The 24,706-nt window shown below is 70.4% G+C and carries 21 protein-coding genes, 1 pseudogene and 1 riboswitch; of the genes and pseudogenes, 11 read left to right on the top strand and 11 right to left on the bottom strand.

The genetic code is table 11. From position 1 onward, the window contains the following. Window positions 1-35: 35 nt before the first annotated feature. From ACBY01_RS04260 to ACBY01_RS04215, 10 genes are all read right to left on the bottom strand, one after another. A complete protein-coding gene (locus tag ACBY01_RS04260; RefSeq protein ID WP_416459528.1) occupies window positions 36-707 on the bottom strand; it encodes a flagellar hook assembly protein FlgD in 672 nt (223 codons plus the stop codon). Between the two features lie 13 nt (window positions 708-720). After that, window positions 721-1,680, bottom strand: coding sequence for a flagellar hook-length control protein FliK (locus tag ACBY01_RS04255; RefSeq protein WP_416459527.1), 960 nt, complete (start codon window positions 1,678-1,680; stop codon window positions 721-723). 661 nt (window positions 1,681-2,341) lie between these two features. Continuing rightward, window positions 2,342-4,423, bottom strand: a complete 2,082-nt coding sequence (gene flhA / locus ACBY01_RS04250) for a flagellar biosynthesis protein FlhA (protein WP_416459526.1) — start codon at window positions 4,421-4,423, stop codon at window positions 2,342-2,344. Between the two features lie 53 nt (window positions 4,424-4,476). After that, window positions 4,477-5,835: a sigma-54-dependent transcriptional regulator gene (locus ACBY01_RS04245; RefSeq protein WP_416459525.1), complete on the bottom strand. Its 1,359-nt coding sequence runs from the start codon at window positions 5,833-5,835 to the stop codon at window positions 4,477-4,479. 3 nt (window positions 5,836-5,838) lie between these two features. After that, window positions 5,839-6,201, bottom strand: coding sequence for a flagellar motor switch protein FliN (fliN, locus tag ACBY01_RS04240; RefSeq protein ID WP_416459524.1), 363 nt, complete (start codon window positions 6,199-6,201; stop codon window positions 5,839-5,841). Then, a complete protein-coding gene (gene fliF, locus ACBY01_RS04235) occupies window positions 6,198-7,766 on the bottom strand; it encodes a flagellar basal-body MS-ring/collar protein FliF (RefSeq protein WP_416459612.1) in 1,569 nt (522 codons plus the stop codon). The genes fliN and fliF overlap by 4 nt, the downstream gene beginning before the upstream one ends. A gap of 127 nt (window positions 7,767-7,893) precedes the next feature. After that, window positions 7,894-9,399, bottom strand: coding sequence for a peptidase (locus ACBY01_RS04230; RefSeq protein WP_416459523.1), 1,506 nt, complete (start codon window positions 9,397-9,399; stop codon window positions 7,894-7,896). Window positions 9,400-9,406: 7 nt separating this feature from the next. Next, window positions 9,407-11,389, bottom strand: a complete 1,983-nt coding sequence (locus tag ACBY01_RS04225) for a TonB-dependent receptor plug domain-containing protein (RefSeq protein WP_416459522.1) — start codon at window positions 11,387-11,389, stop codon at window positions 9,407-9,409. Window positions 11,390-11,565: 176 nt separating this feature from the next. Continuing rightward, a riboswitch (cobalamin riboswitch) is annotated at window positions 11,566-11,794 on the bottom strand. A 108-nt stretch (window positions 11,795-11,902) separates the two neighbouring features. After that, on the bottom strand, window positions 11,903-13,015 hold the full coding sequence (locus ACBY01_RS04220; RefSeq protein ID WP_416459521.1) for an aldo/keto reductase: 1,113 nt from the start codon (window positions 13,013-13,015) through the stop codon (window positions 11,903-11,905). A gap of 100 nt (window positions 13,016-13,115) precedes the next feature. Beyond that, the gene (locus ACBY01_RS04215) at window positions 13,116-13,349 is read right to left on the bottom strand and encodes a helix-turn-helix transcriptional regulator (protein ID WP_416459520.1); all 234 of its coding nucleotides are present in this window, start codon (window positions 13,347-13,349) and stop codon (window positions 13,116-13,118) included. Between the two features lie 103 nt (window positions 13,350-13,452). Between ACBY01_RS04215 and ACBY01_RS04210 the strand changes: the two genes are divergently transcribed. The 8 genes from ACBY01_RS04210 (at window position 13,453) to ACBY01_RS04175 (ending at window position 20,718) form a co-directional block, all read left to right on the top strand. Further along, complete coding sequence (locus ACBY01_RS04210; protein WP_416459519.1) at window positions 13,453-16,359, top strand: monovalent cation/H+ antiporter subunit A; 2,907 nt, start codon at window positions 13,453-13,455, stop codon at window positions 16,357-16,359. Beyond that, window positions 16,359-16,703 (top strand): Na+/H+ antiporter subunit C, encoded by a 345-nt coding sequence (locus ACBY01_RS04205; protein WP_416459518.1) that lies wholly within the window; start codon window positions 16,359-16,361, stop codon window positions 16,701-16,703. Before ACBY01_RS04210 ends, ACBY01_RS04205 begins: the two co-directional genes overlap by 1 nt. Further along, window positions 16,700-18,286: a monovalent cation/H+ antiporter subunit D gene (locus ACBY01_RS04200; protein ID WP_416459517.1), complete on the top strand. Its 1,587-nt coding sequence runs from the start codon at window positions 16,700-16,702 to the stop codon at window positions 18,284-18,286. Before ACBY01_RS04205 ends, ACBY01_RS04200 begins: the two co-directional genes overlap by 4 nt. Beyond that, window positions 18,283-18,768: a Na+/H+ antiporter subunit E gene (locus ACBY01_RS04195; protein WP_416459516.1), complete on the top strand. Its 486-nt coding sequence runs from the start codon at window positions 18,283-18,285 to the stop codon at window positions 18,766-18,768. Before ACBY01_RS04200 ends, ACBY01_RS04195 begins: the two co-directional genes overlap by 4 nt. Window positions 18,769-18,770: 2 nt before the next feature. After that, a complete protein-coding gene (locus ACBY01_RS04190; protein ID WP_416459611.1) occupies window positions 18,771-19,046 on the top strand; it encodes a K+/H+ antiporter subunit F in 276 nt (91 codons plus the stop codon). Beyond that, on the top strand, window positions 19,043-19,399 hold the full coding sequence (gene mnhG / locus ACBY01_RS04185) for a monovalent cation/H(+) antiporter subunit G (RefSeq protein WP_416459515.1): 357 nt from the start codon (window positions 19,043-19,045) through the stop codon (window positions 19,397-19,399). Before ACBY01_RS04190 ends, mnhG begins: the two co-directional genes overlap by 4 nt. A 126-nt stretch (window positions 19,400-19,525) precedes the next feature. Next, on the top strand, window positions 19,526-20,230 hold the full coding sequence (locus tag ACBY01_RS04180) for a cytochrome c oxidase assembly protein (RefSeq protein ID WP_416459514.1): 705 nt from the start codon (window positions 19,526-19,528) through the stop codon (window positions 20,228-20,230). Further along, window positions 20,227-20,718 (top strand): CopD family protein, encoded by a 492-nt coding sequence (locus tag ACBY01_RS04175; RefSeq protein ID WP_416459513.1) that lies wholly within the window; start codon window positions 20,227-20,229, stop codon window positions 20,716-20,718. The genes ACBY01_RS04180 and ACBY01_RS04175 overlap by 4 nt, the downstream gene beginning before the upstream one ends. 44 nt (window positions 20,719-20,762) lie before the next feature. Here ACBY01_RS04175 and ACBY01_RS04170 read toward each other — a convergent pair. Further along, a pseudogene (locus ACBY01_RS04170) lies at window positions 20,763-21,089 on the bottom strand (DUF2231 domain-containing protein); the annotation flags it as partial. 117 nt (window positions 21,090-21,206) lie between these two features. On the opposite strand from ACBY01_RS04170, the gene coxB reads away from it, so the two are divergent. Genes coxB through ACBY01_RS04155 form a run of 3 tightly spaced genes read left to right on the top strand, consistent with a single transcriptional unit; the run spans window position 21,207 to window position 24,660 of the window. Continuing rightward, a complete protein-coding gene (gene coxB, locus ACBY01_RS04165) occupies window positions 21,207-21,869 on the top strand; it encodes a cytochrome c oxidase subunit II (protein ID WP_416459512.1) in 663 nt (220 codons plus the stop codon). Further along, window positions 21,866-24,352, top strand: coding sequence for a cytochrome c oxidase subunit I (gene ctaD / locus ACBY01_RS04160; RefSeq protein ID WP_416459511.1), 2,487 nt, complete (start codon window positions 21,866-21,868; stop codon window positions 24,350-24,352). Before coxB ends, ctaD begins: the two co-directional genes overlap by 4 nt. Further along, window positions 24,349-24,660: a hypothetical protein gene (locus ACBY01_RS04155; protein ID WP_416459510.1), complete on the top strand. Its 312-nt coding sequence runs from the start codon at window positions 24,349-24,351 to the stop codon at window positions 24,658-24,660. Before ctaD ends, ACBY01_RS04155 begins: the two co-directional genes overlap by 4 nt. Window positions 24,661-24,706 lie beyond the last annotated feature (46 nt).

Below are 24,706 nucleotides of genomic sequence, written 5' to 3'. Positions count from 1 at the left end.
GTGGGAGATGGAAGCGGCCCGGCGACCGCCCGACGTCAGTCGGCCGAGGAGACGCGGACCAGCTTTTCGGCAGGCATGTCGGCGCCGTTCACGCCCAGCTTGACCGCGCCGCCGACCGTCGTGACCTGCTTGACGATGCCTACGCTGTTGACCGTCACCGGCACGCTGGTGCCCGACAGATCCTGCCCGGCGATCGACAGCGTGTAGCTGCCGGCGGCCGCCTGCCCGCCGGCGGCGAGCTTGCCGTCCCAGCTGAACCGGCCGCTGGTCGCCGGGTCGATGGTGCGCGTGTCGACCACCTTGCCGCTGGAGTCGGTGACCGTCGCGACGAGCGAGCCCACCGTGCGATCGGCGGTGAAGTTCCACTGCGCCGGCGAGGCGCTGGTCAGCCCGGCGACGTTGGTGTCGAACTGCGCCTCGCGGCCGAGGAACGATGAGGATTGCGCCATGTCCTGCGTGGTCAGGCTGGCCAGGATGTCCTTGAGGGTCTGGTTCTGCTGGATCGACTGCTCGACCTGCGAATATTGCACCAGCTGCTGGGTATATTGCGCGGTGTCCATCGGGTTGAGCGGGTCCTGGTTCTGCATCTGGGTGGTGAGCATCTTCAGGAACATGTTGAGGTCCTCCGACACCTTGCCGGCGGCGGTGGTGCCGACGGCCGAGGCGACGGAGGGGGTGTTGCCGGTGAGGGCGGTGATGCTGGTCATGATCGAAAAATCCTCAGGCCATGAGATCGACGCGCCCGCTGGTGCGGAGCGCGCGATAGACGGGTTCTTCGCCGGCAAGATCGGCGGCATAGCCGCGGCCGCTGCCGGAGCCGGACGGGTTGCCGCCGGACTGCTCCTGCCGCTGCCACTGGCCGCCATCGCCGGTTCCCGAACGGGTATCGAAGCGGAAGCTCTGCGCATCGGCGCGGACGCCGGCATCGGTGAGCGCGCGACCGAGATCGGCGCTGTCGCGGCGCAGCAGGTCGAGTGCCGCCGGGCTCTCGGCGGCGACGGTGGCGCGCAGCGTGCCGTGCTCGTTGAACGACATCTTCACCTCGATCCGCCCCATCTCGCCCGGATTGAGGCGGACGGTGAGTTCGCTGCCGCCGTCGGTGAGGCGGCGCGCGATCTCCACGCCCATTTCGCGGCCGATGCGGCCGGGTTGCGCCGCAACCGTCGGCGCGTGCGCTGGCAGCGTCGGGGTCGCGACGGCGGCAGCGGGTGCCGCCGCCGGCTGTGCGGTGGGCTGGACGCCGGCGAGCAGCGCACCTTGCGACGCGGCCGCATCCGGGCGCGGCGGAGCCGCCCCTGCGGGAAGAGAGTTCGCGAGGCGCTCGGCGAAGCCGGCGGCAGCCGGCGCGTCGGCGGCAGCGGCCGGCGTCGGCACTGCCTCCCCGCTCCGCTCGGCAGCGGCTGTGCGCAGCGGCGGGGTCGCGGTCTGCGGCAGGGTCGCGACGTTCGGCTGTCCTGCGGAGGGATCGGCAGGCGTCATCACTGCAGCGCCGGCTGACGCGATCGGCAGCGGGACCACCGGCGCGGGCAAGGTCGGCGCCGCGAGCGTCCCGCCGGACGACGAGGTCGGCGCCCCGTCCGACGTTGCATCGTCGGGAAGCGCGTCTTCACCGACCGCAGACACTTCGGCCGTCTGCGCGTCGGCAACAACCGCAGGACTAGCGGCGAGCGCGACCATCATGGCTGGCTGCTGCGCAACCGCCGGAGCCGACGAAGCCACCATCGGTTGCGCCGGCTTGGCTGCGGGTCGGCCGCTGGATGGCAGCGATACCGGCGATGAAGCAGCAGGCGGGGATGACATCGGCGGCGGCCCGGCTTCGTCGCCAGCGACGATCGCCGCTTCAGCCGTCTCCGAGACGCTATCGCGGGTCTCGATAATGGCCGGTTCGCCAGGCTGCGCGGATGCTGGCTGGGCTAGCGAGTTCGAGAGGACTTCGACGCCCTTCAGGTCCGGCAACGGGGGTGCAACCGCAACGTGGCCCGTCTGCGGCAACGTGGCGGGCACCTGTCCCGCAGGCGCCGCAGCATCTGGATTCATCGCGGGCGTCAGAGGCGCCTGCACCGGCATCGTGCCAGCGAACAGGCTCCGGCCGGGAAACGGAAGCGCGGCCGCATCGCCGGTTCCCGATCCCTGCGCAAGCGGGGCCACGATCCCGGCGCCACCGCGTGCGATGGCGGTCTTCACCGCCTCGCCGAAGCCCGGTGTGGCGGCGACAGGCACCGTCGATGCAGCGGGCGCGGGCGGCGTCAGCGGGTTGGCGGTTGCGGCGATCGACATTCGGCGTGTGTTTCCTGGTGCGGGGCCCTCTTCATTATAGGACGGCCGCACGCGTTGCGGCGGATCAGCCGATCGTCCCCAGCGCCCGGATCCGCGCCCGCGCGTGGATTTCGTTCTGCGACAGCACGACGGTCGACGGCCGGACCCGCTCGATGATGGAGCGCACGAACGGGCGGATCGAGGGGTTGGTCAGCAGGCACGGAATCTCGCCGTCCGTGGCGAGCCGGTCGAGCGTCTCGCGCACCGCCGCGATGAAGGCGTGGAGGCTGGAGGGCGCCATCGCCAGCTGGCGGTCGTCGCCCTGCCCGACGATGCTCTCGGCGAAGGCCGCGTCCCACTCGCCCGACAGAGTGACGATCGGGATCGCACCGTCGCGGGTCTGCTGCGCCGAGATCTGCCGCGCCAGACGGCCGCGGACGTGCTCGGTCATCTGGGTGAGGCTGGCGGTGATCGGCGCCGCCTCGGCGATGCCTTCCAGGATCGTCGGAATGTCGCGGATCGAGATTCCCTCGGCGAGCAGGTTCTGGAGGATGCGCTGGACGCCCGAGATCGAGATCTTGGACGGCACGATGTCGCCGACCAGCTTCTCCGACTCCTTGTGCACCTCGTTCAGCAGCTTCTGCGTCTCGGTGTAGCTCAACAGGTCGGCGATGTTGTCCTTGACCAGCTCGGTGACGTGGGTGGTGATGATCGTTCCCGCGTCGACCACCGTCAGCCCGCGGAAGCCGGCTTCGTCGCGCAGGCTGCGGTCGATCCACAGCGCCGGCAGGTTGAACACCGGCTCGCGCGTCGCCTCGCCGGCGATGCCCACGTCGCCGCCACCCGGGTTGATGACGAGCAGCCGGTCGAGCCGGATCTCGCCGCGCGCCGCCTCGGTCTCCTTGATGAAGACGAGATATTCGTTCGGCTTGAGCGCCATGTTGTCGATGATCCGCACCGACGGCAGCACGAAGCCGAAATCCGTCGCCATCTGCCGGCGCAGCGCGCGGACCTGATCGTCGAGCCGCGGCTCGCGCTGGGCGTCGTTGATGATCGGCAGCAGCGCGTAACCGATCTCGATGCGGATCGAGTCGATCGCCAGCGTGCGCGAGATCGGCTCCTCGGTTTCGACCTCCGCAGCCGCGGCGGCGGCTTCCTCCTGGCGCGCGGCGACGGCACGCACCTCGGCCTGCTTGCTCATCTTCCAGGCGATGAAGCCGCTGGCGACGGCGAACAGCGCGAAGGGCGCGAACGGCAGGCCCGGCAGCAGCGCCAGCGCCCCCATCATAAACGCGACCATGCCGAACGCCTTGGGATAGCGGCCGAGCTGCTCGCCCAGCGCCGCGCCGGTCTTGCCGGTGACCCCGCCCTTGGAGACGAGCAGGCCGGCCGCGGTCGAGACGATCAGCGCCGGAATCTGGCTGACCAGGCCGTCGCCGACGGTCAGCAGCGTGTAGGTGTGGAAGGCATCGCCGAACGGCACGCCATGCACCGCCACGCCCATGATCAGGCCGACCAGCACGTTAATCGCGGTGATCATCAGGCCGGCGACCGCGTCGCCCTTCACGAACTTCGACGCACCGTCCATCGCGCCGTAGAAGCCGCTCTCGGCCTCCACCTCGGCGCGGCGCTCGCGCGCCTGGGTCTCGCTGATCATGCCGGCGGACAGGTCGGCATCGATCGCCATCTGCTTGCCGGGCATCGAATCGAGGCTGAAGCGCGCGGCGACCTCGGCGATGCGGCCGGCGCCCTTGGTGATGACGACGAAGTTGATGACGATCAGGATCGCGAAGATGGTGAGCCCGATCACCGTCTCACCGCCGATCAGGAACTCGCCGAACGCCGCGATCACGCCGCCGGCGGCGTCGGGCCCCTCGTGGCCGTGGCCCAGGATCAGGCGGGTCGAGGCGAGGTTCAGGCCCAGCCGCAGCATCGTCGCGATCAGCAGGATCGTCGGGAACGCCGACAGCTGCAGCGGCTTCTCGATGAACAGCGCCGTCATCAGGATCATGACCGACAGCGTGATCGACAGCGCCAGGCCCAGATCGAGCATCCAGCCCGGCATCGGCAGGATGAGCATGCCGATGATCGCCAGCACGCCGAGCGCGAGCGCCATGTCGCGGTTGGCGCCGATGCGCTGGAAGAGCGAGATCAGTTGCGGCGGCATGGCAGGGCGTCCGGGAAAAGGGGTTCAGGCGCTGAAAGTCGGGCGGGTTGGGATCAGGCGGCCGGCGCGACGGGGATGCCCGCCTCGATGAAGCTCTTGAGCTTGTTGCGCATGGTGCGCACGGAGATGCCGAGGATGCTCGACGCCGAGGTGCGGTTACCGTGACAGCGTTCGAGCGTCTGGAGGATCAGCTCGCGCTCGACCTCCTCGACCGTGCGGCCGACCAGCGCCTCCACCTCGGTGCGGCCGGTCGCACAGGGCGTCGGCTCCGCCGCGGCGGGCAGGAAGATGCGCGAGCCGTCGGTGAGCACGATCGCCTCGGGGGCGACGCTGTCGCCGGTGGCGAGCAGCAGCGCGCGATGGACGAGGTCCTCCAGCTCGCGGACGTTGCACGGCCAGTCGTAGCCGCACAGCAGCGCCATCGCTTCCGGGCCGAACGGGCGCGGCGCCAGGCCGTGCGTCGCCGCCAGCCGGCCGACGAAGTGACGCACCAGGAGCGGCACGTCGCCCATGCGCTCGCGCAGCGGCGGCAACGCCACCTGCACCAGCGTCAGCCGGGCGAGCAGGTCCGCGCGGAAGCTCCCCTGCTGGACCCGATCGTCGAGGTTGCGGCTGGTGCTGGCGATCAGGCGCGCGTCGATCGGCACCGCCTCGCCCCCGCCCAGCCGGCGAACGCGGCACTCCGACAGGGCGGCAAGCAGCTTGGCCTGGGTGCCGGGCGCGAGGCAGTCGACGTCGCGCAGGAACAGCGTGCCGTTGGTCGCTTTTTCCAAGGCGCCGTGCCGCCGCGCCACCGCACCGGGAAAGGCACCCGCCTCCTGCCCGAACAGTTCGGCCTCGACGATGTCGGCGGCGACGCCGGCGCATTCCACCGCCAGGAAGGAACCGCTGCGGCCCGAGGCGGCATGGATCTGGCGCGCCATCAGCTTCTTGCCGGTGCCGCGCTCGCCGCACACCAGCACCGGCGCGCGGCTTGCCGCCAGCGTCCGGGCATAGCCGGCCGCGTGACGCAGCGCGGCGTCGTCGCCGACCAGCTCCATCGCCGGCTGGGGGGTCGCGGCGGTAAGCGCGGCAGCGATCAGCTCGGGCTGCGGCGGCAGCGGCACATAGTCGCGGGCACCGGCGCGGATCGCGGCCACCGCCCGCGCGGCTGGGGCGTCGATCCCGCAGGCGAGCACCGGCACCGCGAAGCGTTCGGCGCGCAGCTGCGCCATCAACGCCGGCACGTCGAGCGCGACGTCGATCATCACCAGCCCGGCATGGCCGGTGCGCAGCATCTCCAACGCCTGGAGCGCGGTGTCCGCCACCATCACCTCGGCGCCGGCGTCGCGCGCCATGCCGGCGGCGATGCGGAATTCGGTCTTTTCAGGCACGCCCACCAGCAGCAGGCGGATCGGATCGACGGCGTCCATCGCTCAGCGTTCCGGCCGGATGATCTCGGTGAGCGTCACGCCGAGCGAGTTGTCGATCATCACTACCTCGCCGCGTGCGATCAGCCGATCGTTGACGTAGACGTCGACCGGCTCGCCGACGCGGCGGTCGAGCTCGACGACCATCCCGGTCTTCAGGCGGAGCAGCTGGCCGATCGGCATCCGCGCCCGGCCGAGCACCGCCCGCACCTTCACCTGGACGTCGTGGACCGCCTCCAGCCCGCGTCCGCCCTCGCCCTCGGATTCCTCGGCCGGCGTGCCGAACTCCTCCAGCGGGACCGAAGCGCCGGCGCCGGCGGCATCCGGGGTGAGCAGGTCGATGTCGTGGTTCATCTTGTCGTCCATCATGCGTTCATCCACTGGCGGATCACGGCTGCGGCTTCGGGCGGGCTGGCGGTGATGGCATCGCCGATCCGCTTGAGGGCGGAAGCCTTGATGCGGCCATCGACCTGGGCGAGCGCGATCTCCTGGTCGAGCAGCTGCACGTCGGCGTGGCCCTGCTGCATCGCCTCCAACCGCTGCAGCGCCTCGACGTCGCCGTCGGCGGCCTGCTCGGCCAGCGCGAGCATCTCCGGATCCTGGCTGTTGAGCAGGATCTCCTCGGCCGGCGCCGGCACGGCGGGTGCCAGCTTCGGCTTGAGCATCCGCAGCGCAATCAGCCCGAAGATCCCGATCGCCAGCAGCTGCAGCAGGCCGATGATCTGGCCGGAGGTGATGGTGGAGAAGAAGCCGCTGTCCGCGTCCTTCAGGCTGTCGTCGGCGGCGAAGGCCATGCTCTCGACCACCACGCTGTCGCCTCGCTCGGCGTCGATCCCCACGGCGTTCTCGACCAGCCGCTGGATGCGCTGGACCTGCGCCTGGGGCAGCCCCTTGGCGCCGCCGTCGACCATCACCGCGACCGACAGGCGGGTGATCTTGCCAGGCGCACGCAGCACGACGCTGTGCGTGCGGCTGTTGTCGTAGGTGATGTCCTCGGAATTCTGCTTCTGCGCGGTGTTGCGGGTGTTTCCGCCCGCGGCACCGGCCGGCTGGCCCTGGTTCTCGGGCAGCTGGGTGGCGACGGAGGCGCCCTGCGCGGCGGCTTCGTTCTCGCTGTTCTGGTCCTGGCTCTCGACCGTCACCTGGTGGGCGACAACCTGCTTGTCGGGATCGTAGACGTCGGACTCCTCGCGGGTCTGGTCGCGGTCGATCTGCGCCGAGACCTCGGCGCGGACCTTGCCCTGACCGACGATCGGCTCGATCAGCGCCTCGATCTCGTCGCGCATCTTGCCCTCGACCGCGGCCTGACGCTCGTCGGCGCCGCTCGCGCCGGCCTGACCCGCCTCACCGGCGCGGGCCAGCAGGGCGCCCGTCTGGTCGACGATCGACACCGCCTCCGGCGCCAGCTCGGGCACCGAAGAGGCGACGAGATAGCGGATCGACTCCACCGCCTCGGCCGGCAGGCGCCCGCTGGTCTTGACCGTCACGCCGGCGGTCGCCTTGCGCGCTTCGGTCGCGAACATGTCGCGCTCGGGCATGACGAGGTGGACGCGCGCGCTGCGGACGCCGTCGAGGCTCTGGATCGAGCGGGCGAGCTCGCCCTCGATCGCGCGGGTCTCGTTCATCTTCGCGCGGCTGGCGGAGACGCCGAACGGCTCCTCCTCGTCGAGCACGTCGTAGCCGATCTTGCCGCCCAGCTTCTCGCCGGCCAGGTCCATACGCAGGCTGGCGAGCTTGTCCTGCGGCGCCAGGATCGAGGTGCCGTCGGCGGACAGCTGGAACGGTACGTTCTGGCTCTTGAGCTTCTCGACGATCGACTGCGCCGCCGACGGATCGAGATCGGTGTAGAGGAAGGCCATCTCGGACGAGCCGCCGCGCAGCGCCAGTGCCGACATCGCCAGCAGCAGCGCGGCGGCGACCCCGCCCATGATCATCAACCGTCGCCGCCCAAGCTGGGCGACCAGTGCACGCAACTGCTCCAAGGGAAACCCCGTATTCAGGCGGGGCGGCGCGCCCCCTCCCTCGACTTATAGGAGGGGCGCGGGGGAGCAGTTTCTGCCGCTAGGCAATTTTTTCCGCGTGCCGTCGGAGCCGCCGCCGCCGTCGACGTGCGCGGGCCTTGCGGAGATCGCGCAGGAGCTTGCGGCCGCCCATCCAGGTGCCGGTGGCGCAGACCAGCGTCACCCCCGCGAGCAGCACGAGCACGACCGCATCCCAGATCGGCCGGGCGCGAAGACCGGGGACGTCGAGGCGATGCAGTCCGTCCTGCAGCCAGCGGAAGCCGCGGGCGTTGCGGTCGACCGCGCGGATCAGCTGTCCGCTGCCTGGATCGACGTAGAGCCGCGTTCCCTCACGATCGACGAGGATCGCGCGCCACACCGGCAGCGTCACCGGCTGCTTGTGCGCATAGTGGTAGGCGTCGTCCTCGCGCAGCAGGTCGAGCGACGCGACCGGCGGACCCTCGGCCAGCGCGCGACGGAGTTCGTCGCGGTCGAGCGGCGCGGCCCGGCCGGTCGGCCCGAACCGCGTCGTCGCCCCCTCCGCGTCCTTGGCGACGAGAAACGCCGTGCCGGCGAGCGATGCGCTCTCCAGCCGGACGGTGCCCGGCGGCACCGCGTCCATTCGCATCAGCCCCGACCGCACCGCATCCCAGCGGACGGTGCCCGCCAGCCGCTGGCGTTCGGCGGGCCCGGCGCTGCTGTCGAGGAAGCCCCAAGGGTTCATCGAGAACAGCCCGCTCGCCACCCAGCTGAGCGTCAGCACCCCGAAGAACAGCCCGGCCATATGGTGCCACCACCACAGTCCGCGGTAGGGCGAGCCGACGCTGCCGTCGCGCCGCCGACGGAGGCGCGCGATGCCGACCCACAGGCCCGTCCCCGTCAGGAAGCAGCCGGCCAGCGAGGTCCAGATCACCACCTGGCTCCACGCCGCGCCGTCCTGGCGCAGCAGCGTCGGGTAGAGCCAGTGCGGCACGGCGCCCAGCCAGCCCCAGAAGCGCTGGAAGCGCGTCGTCCGCTGCACCGCCTCGCCGCTCGCACCGGCTACGTAGAGGACGGTGCCGGCCGGATCGGCGAAGTTGACGCGATAGAGCGGCCGGTTGCGCTGGAAGGTCTGCACCGTCCACTGGTCGATCCCCGTCTCCGCCACCCGCGCGGGCGACCCCTGGATCCCGGTCCGTGCCGCGAAGTCCGCCGCGACCGCATGGATCTCGTCGGGTTGCAGGGGCATGAGCGGCTCGCCGGTGGCGAGATCGTAGCTGGCGGGGCTCGCGCGCAACTGGGCGATCGGCCGTGTCGGATCGAGCGCGGGCACGATCCGCAGCACCGGCCGCCCCGCCAGCATCTCCAGCCGCGCCGACGCGAGCGGCGTGTCCGCGGGCAGGTCGACCCGTGCGAGCGCGGCGCGGTCGGGCAGGCGCAGGGGCGCGAGCCCGCGCCCCTGCTCCGCCGGCGCCAGGCGCGGATAGTCGACGTACATCATGACGAAGCCGGATAGGCACCACAGCGTCATCAGCGCGCCGACGAACACGCCGAGCCAGCGATGCAGGATCAGGACGGGGCGTGGCATCGCCGCCTCAGAAGCCGAGGCTGTAGCGCACGCGCAGCGTCCGCGGGACGCCGCGGGTGAAGTAGAGGAAGCGCCCGCCATCGTCCGCCGCCGCCGAGCCGAAGCCGCGGGTGGCATAATCCTCGCCGGTCAGGTTCTCGACGTTGATCCCGAAGCGGTTGCGCCGCGCGGCGTCGAGGAAGACGTGCGCCCCGAGGTCGACCAGCGCGTAGTTGCCGTAGTTCTGCCGCGCGAAGCCAGAGGGCGAGGAATAGACGTCGCCGATCCAGCTGACCGCCACATTGGCGCCGAACCGCCGCTCGACGGGGGCATAGACGATCGCCCCCTTGGCGAACTGCGCCGGCGAGCGGTCGCGCTGCGTCGTTGCGCCTTCGTTACGGACGCGTGAATAGGTGTAGCTGGCGTTGACGTGCCAGTCGCGACCGAGCGCCGCGTCGAGCTGGGCCTCGGCACCGCGCACCCGCACCTTGTCGTCGACGTTGACGTAGGTGCCGTTCGGGAAGGCCGGATCGTCGTAGGTCGCGTCGATCAGGTCGGTCACGTCGCGGTGGAAGTAGCCGGCCTTCCACGCGACCGTCGCGACGCCCAGCGCGACGCTGCCCCCCGCCGTCAGGTTGAAGCCGAAGCTCTGTTCGGCCTTAAGGTTCGGGTTGCCGACCTCGCAACACGGGTCGATGCCGTAGAGCGACGATGCGTCCGGCAGCACGAACGACGTGCCCCCCGTCCCTTCGACGTACAGCGTGTCGGTCAGCTCGGCGCGGCCGCTCACGTTCCAGATCGTCTTCTTCGTGCCGGCGGTCTCGTTGTGGCGCAGCCCCGCGCTCAGCCGGGCGCGCTCGCTCAGTTCGTCAGTGGTGCGCAGCTGCAGGATGCCGGCATGGACCTGCTCGCTGGTCTTGCCGATCAGCAGCACGTCGTCGCGGCCGTTGAAGTTCTGGAAGTCGTAGCCGACCAGATATTCCAGCCCGCGATGCGGGTGGAGCTTGACCACGGCGCTGCCGCCGTAATCCTGGTAGCCCCAGAAGGTGCCCTCCGGATAGACGGTGATCGGCGGTCCGGCGGGAACCGGGTTGCGGATCTGGACATAGGCCGTCTTCCAGTCGTGGAAATAGCCCTTCAGGAAGAACTGGACGGCGTCGCTGCCGGTATAGTCGAGCCGTGCGCTCGCGATCTCCTCGTTGCGGTCGTTGCGGCTGCGGTTGGTCCGCGCCGGCGACAGATTGTCGAGCTTCGCGTCGGTATGCTGATACTGGAGGTTGAGGCGCAGGTCGGCGGCGACGTCGATCTGGTACTTGCCGCCGACCGACCACAGCCGATAGCCACGGCGACGGTCGGTCGCGCTCGGCTGCATCACGCTGTACGGGCGGTAGCCTTCGCTCTCATTGCGCGAGGCATAGGCGACGAAGCGATGCGCGCCGATGCTGCCGCGCGCGTAGCCGTCGATGGCGGTGCCGCCGAAGCTGTCGACGGCGCCCGCCACCTCGCCGTCGAAGGCGTCGGTGAAGCCGCGGGTGACGACGTTGATCACCCCCGCCGCGGCCTGCGTCCCGTAGAACAGGCTCTCGCCGCCCTTCAGCACCTCGACGCGCTCGATCATGCTGGCCGGCAGCGTGTCGTTGGGGGAGGTTCCGCCGTACAGCCGGTTGTTGATGCGGATGCCGTCGACCGTCCACAGCACGTCCTGCGTGCGCGATCCCTGGAGCGCGACGTCGACGTAGCTAAACGGGCCCGATCCGGGCATAACGTACAGGCCCGGCACCGCCTGCAGCGCGGTGGCGACATCGACGCTGCCGCGGTCGCGCACCTGCTCGGCGGTGACCGTCTCAAGATCGCTGCCGTAGCGCGACAGCTCCTGCGGGAGCGTCTCTTCCAGGCTCTGGCCGACGACGACGATGTCGTCGCCTCCGGCGTCCTGCGCGTGTGCGCCGCTCGCGATGGTGGTGAAAAGCGCGGTCGCGAGCGCGATCCGCGATGCGGTAGTGAAATCCATTCCTGTGCCCCCCGGCGTCGCTCGACGATGGGCGGGGGCGTGCCGTCACACGAACGGTCGGCGCGCGCCTACGGGCGGACGCCGCGGCGCCCGTCGGACGAACCGATGCGGCCCCTGCCGCGTGTTCGTCGCTCAGACGGAGTTCACCGTGCCGCGGCCATCCCCTGGACCGAAGCAAGAGCGACCAGACGCCGGCAGGTATCCTGGCTCGCGGGTCGTCGCTTGATGCATGCCTTCCCAGGCCTCGCGGACGACCGTCCGGCCCAGTGGCCGCTCCCTCGAGAGGAGCCTATGCATCGCGCTCGCCGCTTACAGTTGCAGGGACAGCCGCGGCTTCGGGAAGCACTCCCCTCACCGCATTCCCTTTTAAGCCTCTCTCGAGGCACCGACGCGATCTTCGTTCCGCGCCCGGAAGAACCGTCCGCGAAACGGCGCGCTGGTACGCAAGAACAACGATCTCCGCAAGTAGCGCCGGTGCGCTCTACTTGGGTAGGTGTTCGGCCAACCCCAGGATCAGGCCGGCACCGGTGCGTCCGGCTCGATCAGCTTCTCGTCCTTGCACGCCGCCCAGAAGGCTGCCGGCACGGTGGTGCGGACCGATGCGGCGTTCTGGGCGACCTGCGTCGCGGAGCGCGCGCCGGGAATGATTGCCGATACGGTGGGATGCGCCAGGGCGAAGTGAAGCGCCGCCGTCCTCAAATCCGTGCCATGCGCCTGCGCGAGTGCGGCGAGGCGGCTGCGCTTGGCCCGCATATCCTCAGGGATCGGACCGTAGTTGAAGCGGTTGCCGCCGGCGAGGAAGCCGTCGTTGAGCGGCGCGCCCACGACGATCGACGCGCCGCGCTTGGCCGCGACCGGCATCAGCTGCCGAAGCGCGTCGCGATGTTTGGCGAGCGAATATTGCGTCGCCGAGAGGATGATATCGGGATCGGCCACCTCGAACGCGCGCAGCGCCGGCGGGAGCGTGTTCACCCCCAGCCCCCACGCCTTGATCAGCCCCTCCTCGCGCATGCGCGTCAGTTCGGGGAACGCGCCGGTGCGGGCCTGCTCGAACCGGCGGGTCCAGTCGTCGCCGAGGTCGCGGTTGTCGGGCGACAGGTCGTGGACGAACACGATGTCGATGCGCGCCATGCCCAGCCGCTGGAGGCTCTGCTCGATCGATCGGCGCGTACCGGCGGCGGAATAGTCGTATTCGTGGCGCATCGGCGGCACCTGTTTCCACCCGCCGACCTTGGTGCCCGCAACTGCCGCGTCGGGCACCAGCACGCGCCCGACCTTCGTCGAGAGCACATAGCTGTCGCGCGGCTTGTCGTCGAAGAAGGCGCCGAACCGTCGCTCCGACAGGCCCAGCCCGTACCAGGGCGAGGTGTCGAAATAGCGCACGCCGGCATCCCACGCCGCCTTCAGCGTGCCGAGCGCCTGTTCGAGCGGCGTCGAGAAATGGTTGCTGCCAACCTGCGTTCCGCCCATCCCGAAGCGGCCGGGTGGACGCCAGCGGCCGCCGGGCGGGTTCCTCGGCAACGGCGCGGTGCCGGCGAGGTCCTGCGCCAAGGCCGGCGCGGCGGCAGCGAGCCCGGCCATGCCGGTGGCGCCGGCGAGAAGCGAGCGACGATCGAGCCTGTTCATCGGGGTCCCCTTCCGAATCGCACCGGCGGTTAAACGTCCCAGCGGAAGGGTGGTTCGCTGCGACGGCTGCCCGCCGCCCTCAGCAACATTTTGTCACGCCTCAGGCCGCGGCCTTCCGCAGGCGGACGCCGACCCCGGTGTCGGAGAGCATCTCGACCCCGGCGTCGTCGAAGCTGCGCAGCAGCAGCGCCTCGGTCGAGCGATGAAGGTCGTGGCGCTCGCCTTCGAAGTCGCGCACGGTGCTGCGCGACACGCCCGCGCGGCCGGCGAGCTCCGCCTGGGTCCAGTTGAGCAGCCCGCGGGCGGCACGACATTGTTCGGGCAGCAATTCCACCACAAAGAACCTTGCATGTTGAGGCTAAAGTCAACCATAAAGGCTGAAGTTTCACAAGCCAGAGGATGACGGTCGCAAGCGGATGCAGGGGGAATGGCTGCTCTTGATCCTGCTTGGCCTCCCCTATGCCGGGAGCCTCGCCGCCGCCTTCCTGCCGTCGCACGCCCGCACCGCGTCCGCCACGATCGCGGGAGGCGCCGCCCTCGCCGGGGTCGCGCTGCTGCTGTGGCTGTTCACGCGGTTCGGCGACGCCGGCACGATGCGGTGGCACCTCGAATGGCTGCCGTCGCTCGGGCTCGACCTGACGCTGCGCCTCGACGGGCTGGCATGGCTGTTCGCGCTGCTGGTGACGGCGATGGGCGCGCTCGTCGTGCTCTACGCGCGCTACTACATGTCGCGCGAGGATCCGGTCCCGCGCTTCTTCGCCTTCCTGCTCGCGTTCATGGGGTCGATGCTGGGACTGGTGCTGTCGGGCAATCTGGTGCTGCTTGCCTTCTTCTGGGAGCTCACCAGCCTCTTCTCCTTCCTGCTGATCGGCTATTGGCACCAGAACCAGAGCGCGCGCGACGGCGCGCGCATGGCGCTGATCGTCACCGCGGCGGGCGGCGTGTGCCTGCTGCTCGGCTTCCTGCTGATCGGGCGGATCGTCGGCAGCTACGACGTCGACCGGGTGCTCGCCTCGGGCGATCTCGTCCGCGCCAGCCCCTTCTATACGCCCGCGCTGGTGCTGGTGCTGATCGGCGCCTTCACCAAGAGCGCGCAGGTGCCGTTCCATTTCTGGCTGCCGCATGCGATGGCCGCTCCGACGCCCGTGTCGGCCTATCTCCACTCCGCGACGCTGGTGAAGGCGGGCATCTTCGTGCTCACCCTGCTGTGGCCGGTGCTAGCGGGTACCGACCAATGGTATTTCCTGGTGTCGGGGGTCGGGCTGGCGACGCTGCTGGTCGGCGCGTGGTCGGCGATCTTCCAGCACGACCTGAAGGGACTGCTCGCCTATTCGACGATCAGCCACCTGGGGCTCATCACGCTGCTGCTCGGGCTCGGCAGCCCGCTGGCGGCGGTGGCGGCGATCTTCCACACCGCCAACCACGCGACGTTCAAGGCGTCGCTGTTCATGGCCGCCGGCATCATCGATCACGAGACGGGCACGCGCGACCTGCGCAAGCTGAGCGGGCTGCGCCATGCGATGCCGGTCACCGCGGGGCTGGCGATGGTCGCCGCGGCGGCGATGGCGGGCGTGCCGCTGCTCAACGGCTTCCTGTCGAAGGAGATGTTCCTCGCCGAGGCGCTGGAGGCGCACACCGGCACGCTGCTCGACCGCGCGCTGCCGGTGCTGGCGACCGTCGCGAGCGCGTTCAGCGTGCTCTATTCGGTGCGCTTCATCCACCAGGCCTTCTTCGGTCCGCCGCCACGGGGCCTGCCGCACGCGCCAGAAGAGCCGCCGCGCTGGATGCGCCTGCCGGTCGGCGTGCTGGTCCTCGCCTGCCTGCTGGTCGGCATGCTGCCCGCGCTCACCATCGGCCCGGTGCTGTCGTTCGCGGTGGAGGCGGTGCTGGGCGATCGCACCCCCGTCTACAGCCTGGCGATCTGGCACGGCTTCACCCTGCCGCTGCTGATGAGCACCATCGCGCTGGCGGCCGGCGTGCTGCTCTACATGCGGCTCCGCTCGGCGTTGAACCGCATGGATGCGCCGCCGGTGATCGGCCGCCTGAAGGGACGCCGCGGCTTCGAACTGGTGCTCGCGGCGATGGTCGGGGGTGCACGCCGGCTCGAGCGGCTGCTCGGCACCCGCCGGCTCCAGGTGCAGCTGCGGCTGCTGGTGGGGGTCGCGGTCCTGTGCGGCGTGCTGCCGTTCGCGCGGCTCGGCTACGCGCTGGGGGACATGCCGGGGACGCTGGTCGACCCGGTGTTCGGCATCATCTGGATGATCGGCGGCGTCTGCGCGCTCGGTGCGGCGTGGCAGGCGAAATACCACCGGCTGGTCGCGCTGGTGCTGGTCGGCGTCGCCGGCCTCGCCACCTGCGTCAGCTTCGTCTGGCTGTCGGCGCCCGACCTGGCGGTCACCCAGCTGCTGGTCGAGATCGTCACCATCGTCCTCCTGCTGCTGGGGCTGCGCTGGCTGCCAAAGCGGCTTCCCGAACTCTGGCCCGACGGGCGGACGCCGCTGTCGGTGGTCCGCCGCCGCGGCGGCGACCTGCTGCTGGCGATCGGCGCGGGGAGCGGCATGGCGCTGATCGCCTATGCGATGCTCACCCGGCCGCTGCCGGACACGATCTCGCGCTTCTTCGTCGAGCGCGCCTATCCGCAGGGCGGCGGCACCAACGTGGTCAACGTCATCCTCGTCGATTTCCGCGCGTTCGACACGCTGGGCGAGATCAGCGTGCTCGGCATCGTCGGCCTCACCGTCTTCTCGCTGCTGCGGCGCTTCCGCCCGGCACGCGAGAGCGTCGAGACGCCCGAGCAGCAGCGGCTCCAGAACGCCTTCGACGAAGCGCGCGAGGATCGCGCGGTCGGCGACACGCTCAGCGACTATCTCGCCGTCCCGCGCGTCATCATGGACCTGCTGTTCCCGGCGATCATCGTCTTCGCGCTCTATCTGCTGCTGCGCGGCCACGATCTGCCCGGCGGCGGCTTCGCGGGCGGGATCACCATGTCGATCGCGATCGTGCTGCAATATATGGCGCGCGGCACGCGGCGCGTGGAGGCGCGGCTGGAGGTGCACCCGGTCCGCTGGATCGGCGCCGGGCTGCTGGTCGCCGCCGCGACCGGGCTGGGCGCGATCGTCTTCGGCCAGCCGTTCCTCACCGCCTATTTCACCTATGTCGACCTGCCGTTGATCGGGAAGGTCCCGACGGCCAGCGCCTTCCTGTTCGACATCGGCGTGTTCACGCTGGTGATCGGCGCGACCATGCTGGTGCTGATCGCGATCGCCCACCAGTCGATCCGCGCCCCGCGAAGGAAGCCCGTGCCCGATCCGTCGATCCCGCCGCTGATCGAGGAGGACGCCTGATGGAACTCGTCCTCGCCCTCGCGATCGGCGTGCTGGTCGGCTCCGGCGTCTGGCTGCTGCTGCGCCCGCGCACCTTCCAGGTCATCATCGGCCTGTCGCTGCTTTCCTATGCGGTGAACCTGTTCATCCTCGCCGCCGGGCGGCTGCGCACCCACGCGCCGCCGGTGGTGGAGCGCGGGGTCGCCGCCGCGGCGGCCAGCCACGTCGATCCGCTGCCGCAGGCACTGGTGCTGACGGCGATCGTCATCTCCTTCGCCACCACCGCGCTGCTGCTGGTCGTGCTGCTCGCGGTGCGCGGCCTCACCGGCACCGACCATGTCGACGGGCGGGACGACGAGGCATGACCGACTGGATCGACCATCTGATCGTCGCGCCGATCCTGCTGCCGCTGATCGCCAGCGCGGCGATGCTGCTGTTCGACGAGCGACGGCGCCCGCTGAAGCGCATCCTGAGCTTCGCCACCAGCGGCCTGCTGATCGCGGTCGCGATCCTGCTGCTGATCTCGGTGAGCGGCGCCGACGGCACCGGCGCGCGCGTCTACCACATGGGCGGCTGGCCGGCGCCGTTCGGCATCGTGCTGGTCGCCGACCGGCTGTCGACGCTGATGGTGCTGCTGGCGAGCGGCCTGGGCTTCACCTCGCTGCTCTACGCGCTCGCGCGCTGGGACCGGCTGGGACCGCGCTTCCACCCGCTGTTCCTGTTGCTGCTGGCCGGGGTCAACGGCGCCTTCCTCACCGGCGACGTGTTCAACCTGTTCGTGTTCTTCGAGGTGCTGCTCGCCGCCTCCTACGGGCTGGTGCTCCACGGCGCGGGGCCGCGGCGCACCACCGCCAGCCTCCACTATATCGCGATCAATGTCGCCACCTCGCTGCTGTTCCTGATCGGCGTCAGCATGATCTATTCGGTCACCGGCACGCTCAACATGGCCGACCTCGCGGTGCGCGTGCCGCAGGTGCCGGCGGCGGACCTCGCGATCCTGGAGGCGGGTGCGGCGATCCTGGGAACCGCCTTCCTGGTAAAGGCGGGAATCTGGCCGCTCAGCTTCTGGCTGCCGACCACCTATGCCGCCGCGGCGCCGCCGGTCGCCGCCGCGTTCGCCATCATGAGCAAGGTTGGCGTCTACGTCGTGCTCCGGCTCTACTCGTTGCTGTTCGGCGTCTCGGCGGGCGATGCGGCCGGGTTCGCCGGCGACGCGCTGCTCTGGGCGGGGATGGCGACGATCGCCTTCGGCACGATCGGCATCCTCGCCTCGCGCACGCTCACCCGCATCGCGGGCTATTACATTCTCGTCTCGTCGGGCACGCTGATCGCGGCGATCGGCACCGGCCGCGCCGGCGTGATCGCGGGCGCGCTGCTCTACCTCGTCAGCTCGACGCTGGCAGTCAGCGCCTTCTACCTCATCATCGAGCCCGTCGAGCGCAACGCCGAGGAGGAGCAGATCTTCGCTGCCGAGCCGGTGTTCGACGACGAATATACCGGTGCGCTCCCGGACGAGGAGAACGAGGTCGGCATCGTCATTCCCGGCACGATCGCGCTTCTGGGCGGCGGCTTCATCTTCTGCGCGCTGCTGCTGGCAGGGCTGCCGCCGCTGTCTGGGTTCATCGCCAAGTTCGCGATCATCGCCGCGCTGCTGCAGGGCGAAGGGGTCGTCGATGCGAGCGTCTGGGTGCTGATCGCGCTGATCATCCTGTCCGGCCTCGCCGCGCTGGTCTCGCTGAGCCGGGCGGGGATCGACCTGTTGTGGACGCCGTCCGCCCGCCCGCTGCCGCAGCTGCGCGCGCTGGAGGCGACGCCGATCGGGCTGCTGCTGGCGCTCTGCCTGGGGTTGATGATCGGGGCCGGTCCGATCCTGCGCTACATGAACGCGACCGCGGCGGCGCTGGCGGCGCCGGCAGACTATCTCGTCGCGACCGGCATCGTGCCATGAGCCGCCTGCTTCCCCATCCCGTGCTGACGCTGGCGCTGCTGGCCATGTGGCTGCTGCTCCAGCAGAGCCTCAGCCTCGGGCAGATCCTGCTCGGCAGCCTCGTCGCGGTGATCGCCGCACGGGGCTTCGCGGCACTGCGCCCCACCCCCGGCCGCATCCGCTTCGGCCGGGCGATGCTTCGGCTGATCGGCATCGTCCTGATCGACATCGTCCGATCGAACCTGGCGGTCGGGCGGATCGTGCTGCTGCGGCCCGCGAACCGCAAGGCCGGGTTCCTGCGTATCCCGCTCGACCTCACCAACCGCCACGGGCTCGCCACGCTCGCGATCATCACCACCGCCACGCCCGGCACGCTGTGGGTGCAGCACGATGCGGCACGCAACCTGCTGCTGCTCCACATCCTCGATCTCACCGACGAGGACTATTGGATCCGGCTGATCAAGGGCCGCTACGAGCGCCTGCTGATGGAGGTGTTCGTTTGACGGTGCTCCTCCTCGCCTATGCGATCACCGCGGCGCAGATCATGCTGGGGCTGGCGATGGGCTGCGCAGGCTGGCGCGTGCTGTGGGGCCCCCGCGCGCAGGACCGCGTGCTCGGGCTCGACACGTTGTACGTCGTCGCGATGCTGCTGCTCGTGACCTATGGCGTGCAGACCGGCAGCACGCTCTATTACGAAGGCGCGTTGATCATCGGGCTGCTCGGCTTCGCGAGCACGGTGGCGCTCGCCAAGTTCCTGATGCGCGGTGAGGTGATCGAATGATCCAGGCCCCCGATCTGCCCTTCTGGGCCGCGGCGCTGACCGGCTTCCTGCTGCTGTTCGGCGCGACCGTGACGCTGATCGGCGCGGTCGGCCTGCTCCGGCTGAAAAACTTCTACGACCGCGTCCACGCGCCGACGCTGGGCGCGACCGTCGGCGGATTCGCGATCCTGCTCGGCTCGATCGTCTGCTTTTCGGTGCTCGGCGGACGTCCGGTGACGCAGGAGGTGCTGATCGGGCTGTTCGTGACGATGACGACGCCGGTGACGCTGATGCTGCTGGTCCGCGCCGCCGTCCACCGCGACCTCGCCGAACGCCGCCTTACCCTGCCCGAAGCGGAGAAGCAGGAGGATTGACCCGGCCGGGCTGCCCGCACGGAAACAGTTCGTAACAATCCGGCTGTTGGCATAGCATCGGCCGGCGGCCAAACGATTGAACTGCAACGGTTCGTCCGAGGTCGCGAACAGGGAGGCACGGGAAGGTTGAACAGCGCCTATTGCGGCCCCCCGCCCGATGCCGCCAACTGGGCGGCAAGCTGGAACACCGATCCCGTGCTGCTGGCGATCCTGGTGGTCGCGGCTGTGGCGACGCTTCGGCTGCCCGCGTCGCGACGCCCGGCAGCATTCGGCGCGCTCGCCGCGCTGGTCGTCGCCTTCGTGTCGCCCCTGTGCGCGCTGACCACCGCGCTGTTCTCCGCCCGCGCGGCGCATCATCTCGTGCTGGTCGCCGTCGCCGCGCCGCTGCTGGCGCGTGCCCTGCCGCTGCCCCGCCCGCGCGGCATCACGGCGCCGTTCGCGCTCGCCACCGCGACGCTGTGGCTGTGGCACGTGCCGGCGCTCTACGACGCGGCGCTGCAGGACACCCTCCTCTATTGGGCGATGCAGGCGACGCTGCTCGCGACCGCATGGGCGTTCTGGGCGTCGGCGTTCGCCGCGCCTCCCATGTTCGCGCTCGCGGGCATCGCCGCGTCGGCGGGGCAGATGGGGCTGCTCGGCGCCCTCCTCACCTTTGCGCCGCGGCCGCTCTACGCCTCGCATCTGACCACCACGATCCCGTTCGGGATCGGGCCGCTCGCCGACCAGCAGCTCGCCGGATTGGTCATGTGGGTGCCGGGATTGCTGCCCTATGCGGTGGTGGCGGGGCTGATCGCGGCGCGGCACTGGCGCGCGGCGATGCAGCCGGCATGATCCTGGTCTGGCTGAAGGCGCTCCACCTGAGCGCGGTGGCGCTGTGGTGCGCCGGACTGGTGGCGCTGCCGCTGATCCTCGCCAAGCACCGCAAGGGCGAGGAGCAGACCGAATATGCCGAGCTGCGGCGGGTGAGCCACTATGGCTACATCCGGGTCGTCACGCCGGCGGCGGTGGTGGCGGTCGCGGCCGGCACCGCCCTCATCTTCCTGCGCGGGGTGTTCGTGCCCTGGCTGTTCGCCAAGCTGGTGCTGGTGGGCGTGCTGGTCGCGTTCCACGCCGTCATCGGCCACACCGTGATCCTGATGAGCGAACGCCGCGGCGACTATACCCCGCCGTCCGCCGTGCCGTTGCTGCTGCTTGCCGGCGGGACGATGGTCGCGGTGCTGGTGCTGGTGCTCGCCAAGCCCTCGGCACCAGACTGGACGCCCGACTGGCTCTCCGCGCCGCGCGGCCGTCCGTTACCCGTCGACGAGACCCCGATTTGATATTCGAACACCAGCTTGCCGCCGTGCCATCCGGTGAACCCGGTGAAGGCGACGGCGAAGCCCGACAGCAGGATGCCGTAGGGCAGCACCGCCTGGCCGTAGCCGGTCAGCCGATAGCCCCAGCTCGCCCCCAGCAGCGAGAGCAGCATCACCGCGATCAGGAAGTGCGTCCAGCTCGCGGCGCGCACGCGGATGCCGGGCACCGACAGGAGCTCGGTCGTCCCCGACAGGCCGGCGAGCAGCCCGAACAGGAACGCCATTCCCGCGGCCCACAGCGCGGCGCGCGCCCAGAACAGATCGCCGGTCCACCAATAGAGCGCATCCGCCCCCAGCGTGCAGCTGGTGAGCGCGATCGGGAAGGCGACGAACATCGCGTGCAGCGGATGGCCGGCGACCGCGATACGGGAGTCGGTGCGGTGGAACCCCGGATGTTGCTCGATCGGGTCGCTCAGCGTCTCGGGCGGTTTGGTAGCCATGACAATCCCTGGTTGATCCGCTCCCCATACGCGATCCTGCTGGCGCTGCCAGCCGGCGGGTGCGCGGGGCCGTTGTCGGCGATCGATCCGGCCGGGCCGCATGCGCAGACGGTGGCGCAGCTGTGGTGGGGAATGCTGGCCGGCGCGGCGGTGCTCGCCGGGCTCGTGTTCGTGCTGCTCGCGCTGGCGTTCCGGCGACGGGAACCGCGGGCACCGAGCGACCGGCTGTGGATCGGCTGGCTGGGGCTCGCCATGCCGACGGTGGTGCTCGCCATGCTGCTGGTGACGGCGCTGGTCCTTGGCGCGCGGCTGCTGCCGACGCCAAACCCGCGCGCCCTCCGTATCGAGGTGGAGGCGAGCCGCTATCAGTGGCGCTTCCGCTATCCCGGCGGCACCGCGGCCACCCGCGACGTACTCCACCTCCCCGCCGGCCGCCCCGTCGACCTGTCGATCACCGCGCGCGACGTGATCCACAGCGTCTGGGTGCCCCGGCTGGCGGGCAAGATGGACGCGATCCCGGGCCAGACCAACGTCCTGCGCATCGTCGCGGCGAAGCCCGGCCGCTATCGGGGCGTCTGCGCCGAATATTGCGGGCCGGGCCATGCCGGCCACGATTTCCTGGTGGTGGTGCACGACGACGCCGGCTGGGCACGAGCGACGGGAGCGGCACGATGAAGGCGCTGCGGCTGCACCGCGAACTCACCGCCATCTGGCAGAACGCGCCGGGCTGGCGCGGGACGCTGTGCTCGGTCAACCATTCCGACATGGGCAAGCGGTTCATGCTTGCCGCCTTCGGCTTCTTCGCGATCGGCGGCATCCTCGCGATGCTGATCCGCGCCCAGCTGGCGACGCCGCACAGCGCCTTCGTCGGACCGGACGTCTACAACCAGCTGTTCACGATGCACGGCAGCATCATGATGTTCCTCTTCGCCATCCCGATGCTGGAGGGGGTGGCGATGTACCTGCTGCCTAAGATGCTGGGCGCGCGCGACCTCGCCTTCCCCCGGCTCTCGGCGCTCGGCTGGTGGTGCTATCTGTTCGGCGGCACGATCCTGATCGTCGCGATGCTGGCCGGGGTCGCCCCCGACGCCGGCTGGTTCCTCTACCCGCCGCTGTCGGGCAAGCAGTGGACGCCGGGTATCCATTCGGACGTCTGGCTGCTCGGCATCACCTTCGTCGAGATCTCGGCGATGTGCGCGGCGATCGAGTTCGCGGTGTCGATCCTGCGGCTGCGCGCGGCGGGCATGCGGCTCGACCGGATGCCGCTGTTCGCCTGGTACATGCTGGCGACCGCGGGAATGATGATCGTCGGCTTCCCGCCGCTGATCCTCGGCTCGATCCTGCTGGAGATCGAGCGCGCGTTCGGCTGGCCCTTCTTCACGCCCGAACTCGGCGGCTCGCCGCTGTTGTGGCAGCACCTGTTCTGGCTGTTCGGCCATCCGGAGGTGTACATCATCTTCCTGCCGGCGGCGGGCGCGGTGTCGACGATCCTGCCGGTGATGGCGCGCACCCGCATCCTCGGATACGGCGCGATCGTCGCGGCGGTGATGGCGCTCGCCTTCCTCAGCTTCGGGCTGTGGGTGCACCACATGTTCACCACCGGCATCCCGCACATGGCGCTGGGGTTTTTCTCCGCCGCCTCGACGCTGGTGGCGATCCCGACGGCGGTACAGATCTTCGCCTGGATCGGAACGCTGTGGGGCGGCCGGCCGCAGCTGCGCCTGCCGATGCTCTATCTCCTCGGCTTCTTCGTCGTGTTCGTGCTCGGCGGCCTCACCGGCGTGATGCTGGCGATCGTGCCGTTCGACGCGCAGGCGCACGACACCGCCTTCGTCACCGCCCACCTCCACTACGTCCTGGTCGGCGGCTTCGTCTTCCCGATGCTCGCGGCGGGCTATTACTGGCTGCCGCACGTCACCGGACGGCGCGGCAGCAGCCGGCTGGGCCACGCCGCTTTCTGGCTGATCTTCGTCGGCTTTCACGCCACCTTCCTGCTGATGCACCTCACCGGCCTGCTCGGCATGCCGCGGCGCGTCGACACCTATCCGGCCGATGCGGGCTGGACGGGGCTGAACCTGCTGTCGTCGGTCGGCAGCTTCGTCCTCGCATTCGGCTTCGCGCTGTTCGGGATCGATCTCGCCCTGCAGCTGTGGCTGGGGCGGCGCAGCGGCCGGAACCCGTGGGAAGCCGGCACGCTCGAATGGGCGATGCCGACACCGGCGCCCGCCTACAACTTCGCGAGCCTTCCCACCGTCGCAGAACGCGATCCGCTCGACGATCGTCCCGACCTTCCGGTCGCGCTGGCGCGCGGCGAGGGCTGGCTGGCGGAGCCGCGCAACGGCTGGCGCGAAACGCTCGCCATCAACATGGTGACCGGGGCGCCCGATCATATCGCGATCCTGCCGGGCAACAGCTGGCACCCGATCGCGGTCGCAGCGATGCTCGGCGGCTTCTTCCTCGCGATGCTGGCGGGCCTCTACGCGCTGGCGCCGCTCGCGCTCGTCGGCGTGGCGACGCTCGGCTGGCGCTGGGCATGGAACAACGGCGCGCGGCACGACATCGGCCTGCTGCCGGCAGGGCCGGACCGCGACCTGCCGACCAGCCGCGAGGCGAGCGGCACCACCGGCTGGTGGGGCAGTCTGTTCGCGCTCGGCGCCAGCGCGACGCTGTTCGTGTCGCTGCTGTTCGGCTACGCCTTCCTCTGGACGGTGGCGCCGGCCTGGCCGCCGACGCGCTGGGCCGAGCCCAGCCTGGGCGAGCCGCTGATCGTGGCGATCGGCGTCGCTGCGGCGCTGCTCGCGCACCGCCGTTCGCTCGCCGCCCTCGCGGCCGCCGCCGATCCACGGCGCTGGCTGGTCGCCGGCCTGGCCGGACAGCTGGCGATCGCAATCGGGCTGATCCTGTTCCTTGCGCTGCGCTGGCCCGCCCCGACCTCGCACGCCTATGCCGCGACGGGCGCGGTGGTGGTCTGCTACGCACTCTTCCACGTGCTGCTCGCCGCGCTGATGACGGCGTTCGTGCAGCGGCGCGCTACGGCCGGCTACCTGTCCGCGGCACGCAGCATGGAGGCGCGGATCGCCGGGCTGTGGAGCGACCATGCCGCTGCCGTCTCGATCGTCGCGATCGCCGTGGTCGCGATCCCGGCGTGGCTGCGATGAGGCTCCTGATCCGCCTGCTGGCCGGCCTCACCCTGTGGGCCGCCGCCTTCGCGCTCCTCTACGGCCTCCACGGTATCGGCTGTGCCGTCGGCTGGGATCGCCGGATCGTCGCCGGCGTGAGCGTTCAGCACGGGGCGCTCGCCGGTGCCTGGTTCGTGTCGCTGGTCGCTGCCGCACTCCTCGCCTGGCGATTGCGAAGGCCTCGTGCGACCGTGCTGGATCGCGCCACCGCCGCGCTGGGGCTGGTCGGTCTCGCCGCGACCTTCGCCACGGGCCTACCGATCCTGACCGCGCCTGCGTGTCTATAGGCCCGAGGGCTGAGAGCCTATCTTTGCTCAACCGTCAGGCCAGCGA

The organism is Sphingomonas mangrovi (assembly GCF_047975845.1).
Classification (GTDB): domain Bacteria; phylum Pseudomonadota; class Alphaproteobacteria; order Sphingomonadales; family Sphingomonadaceae; genus Sphingomonas.
This window is presented reverse-complemented; position numbering and strand designations above follow the sequence as displayed.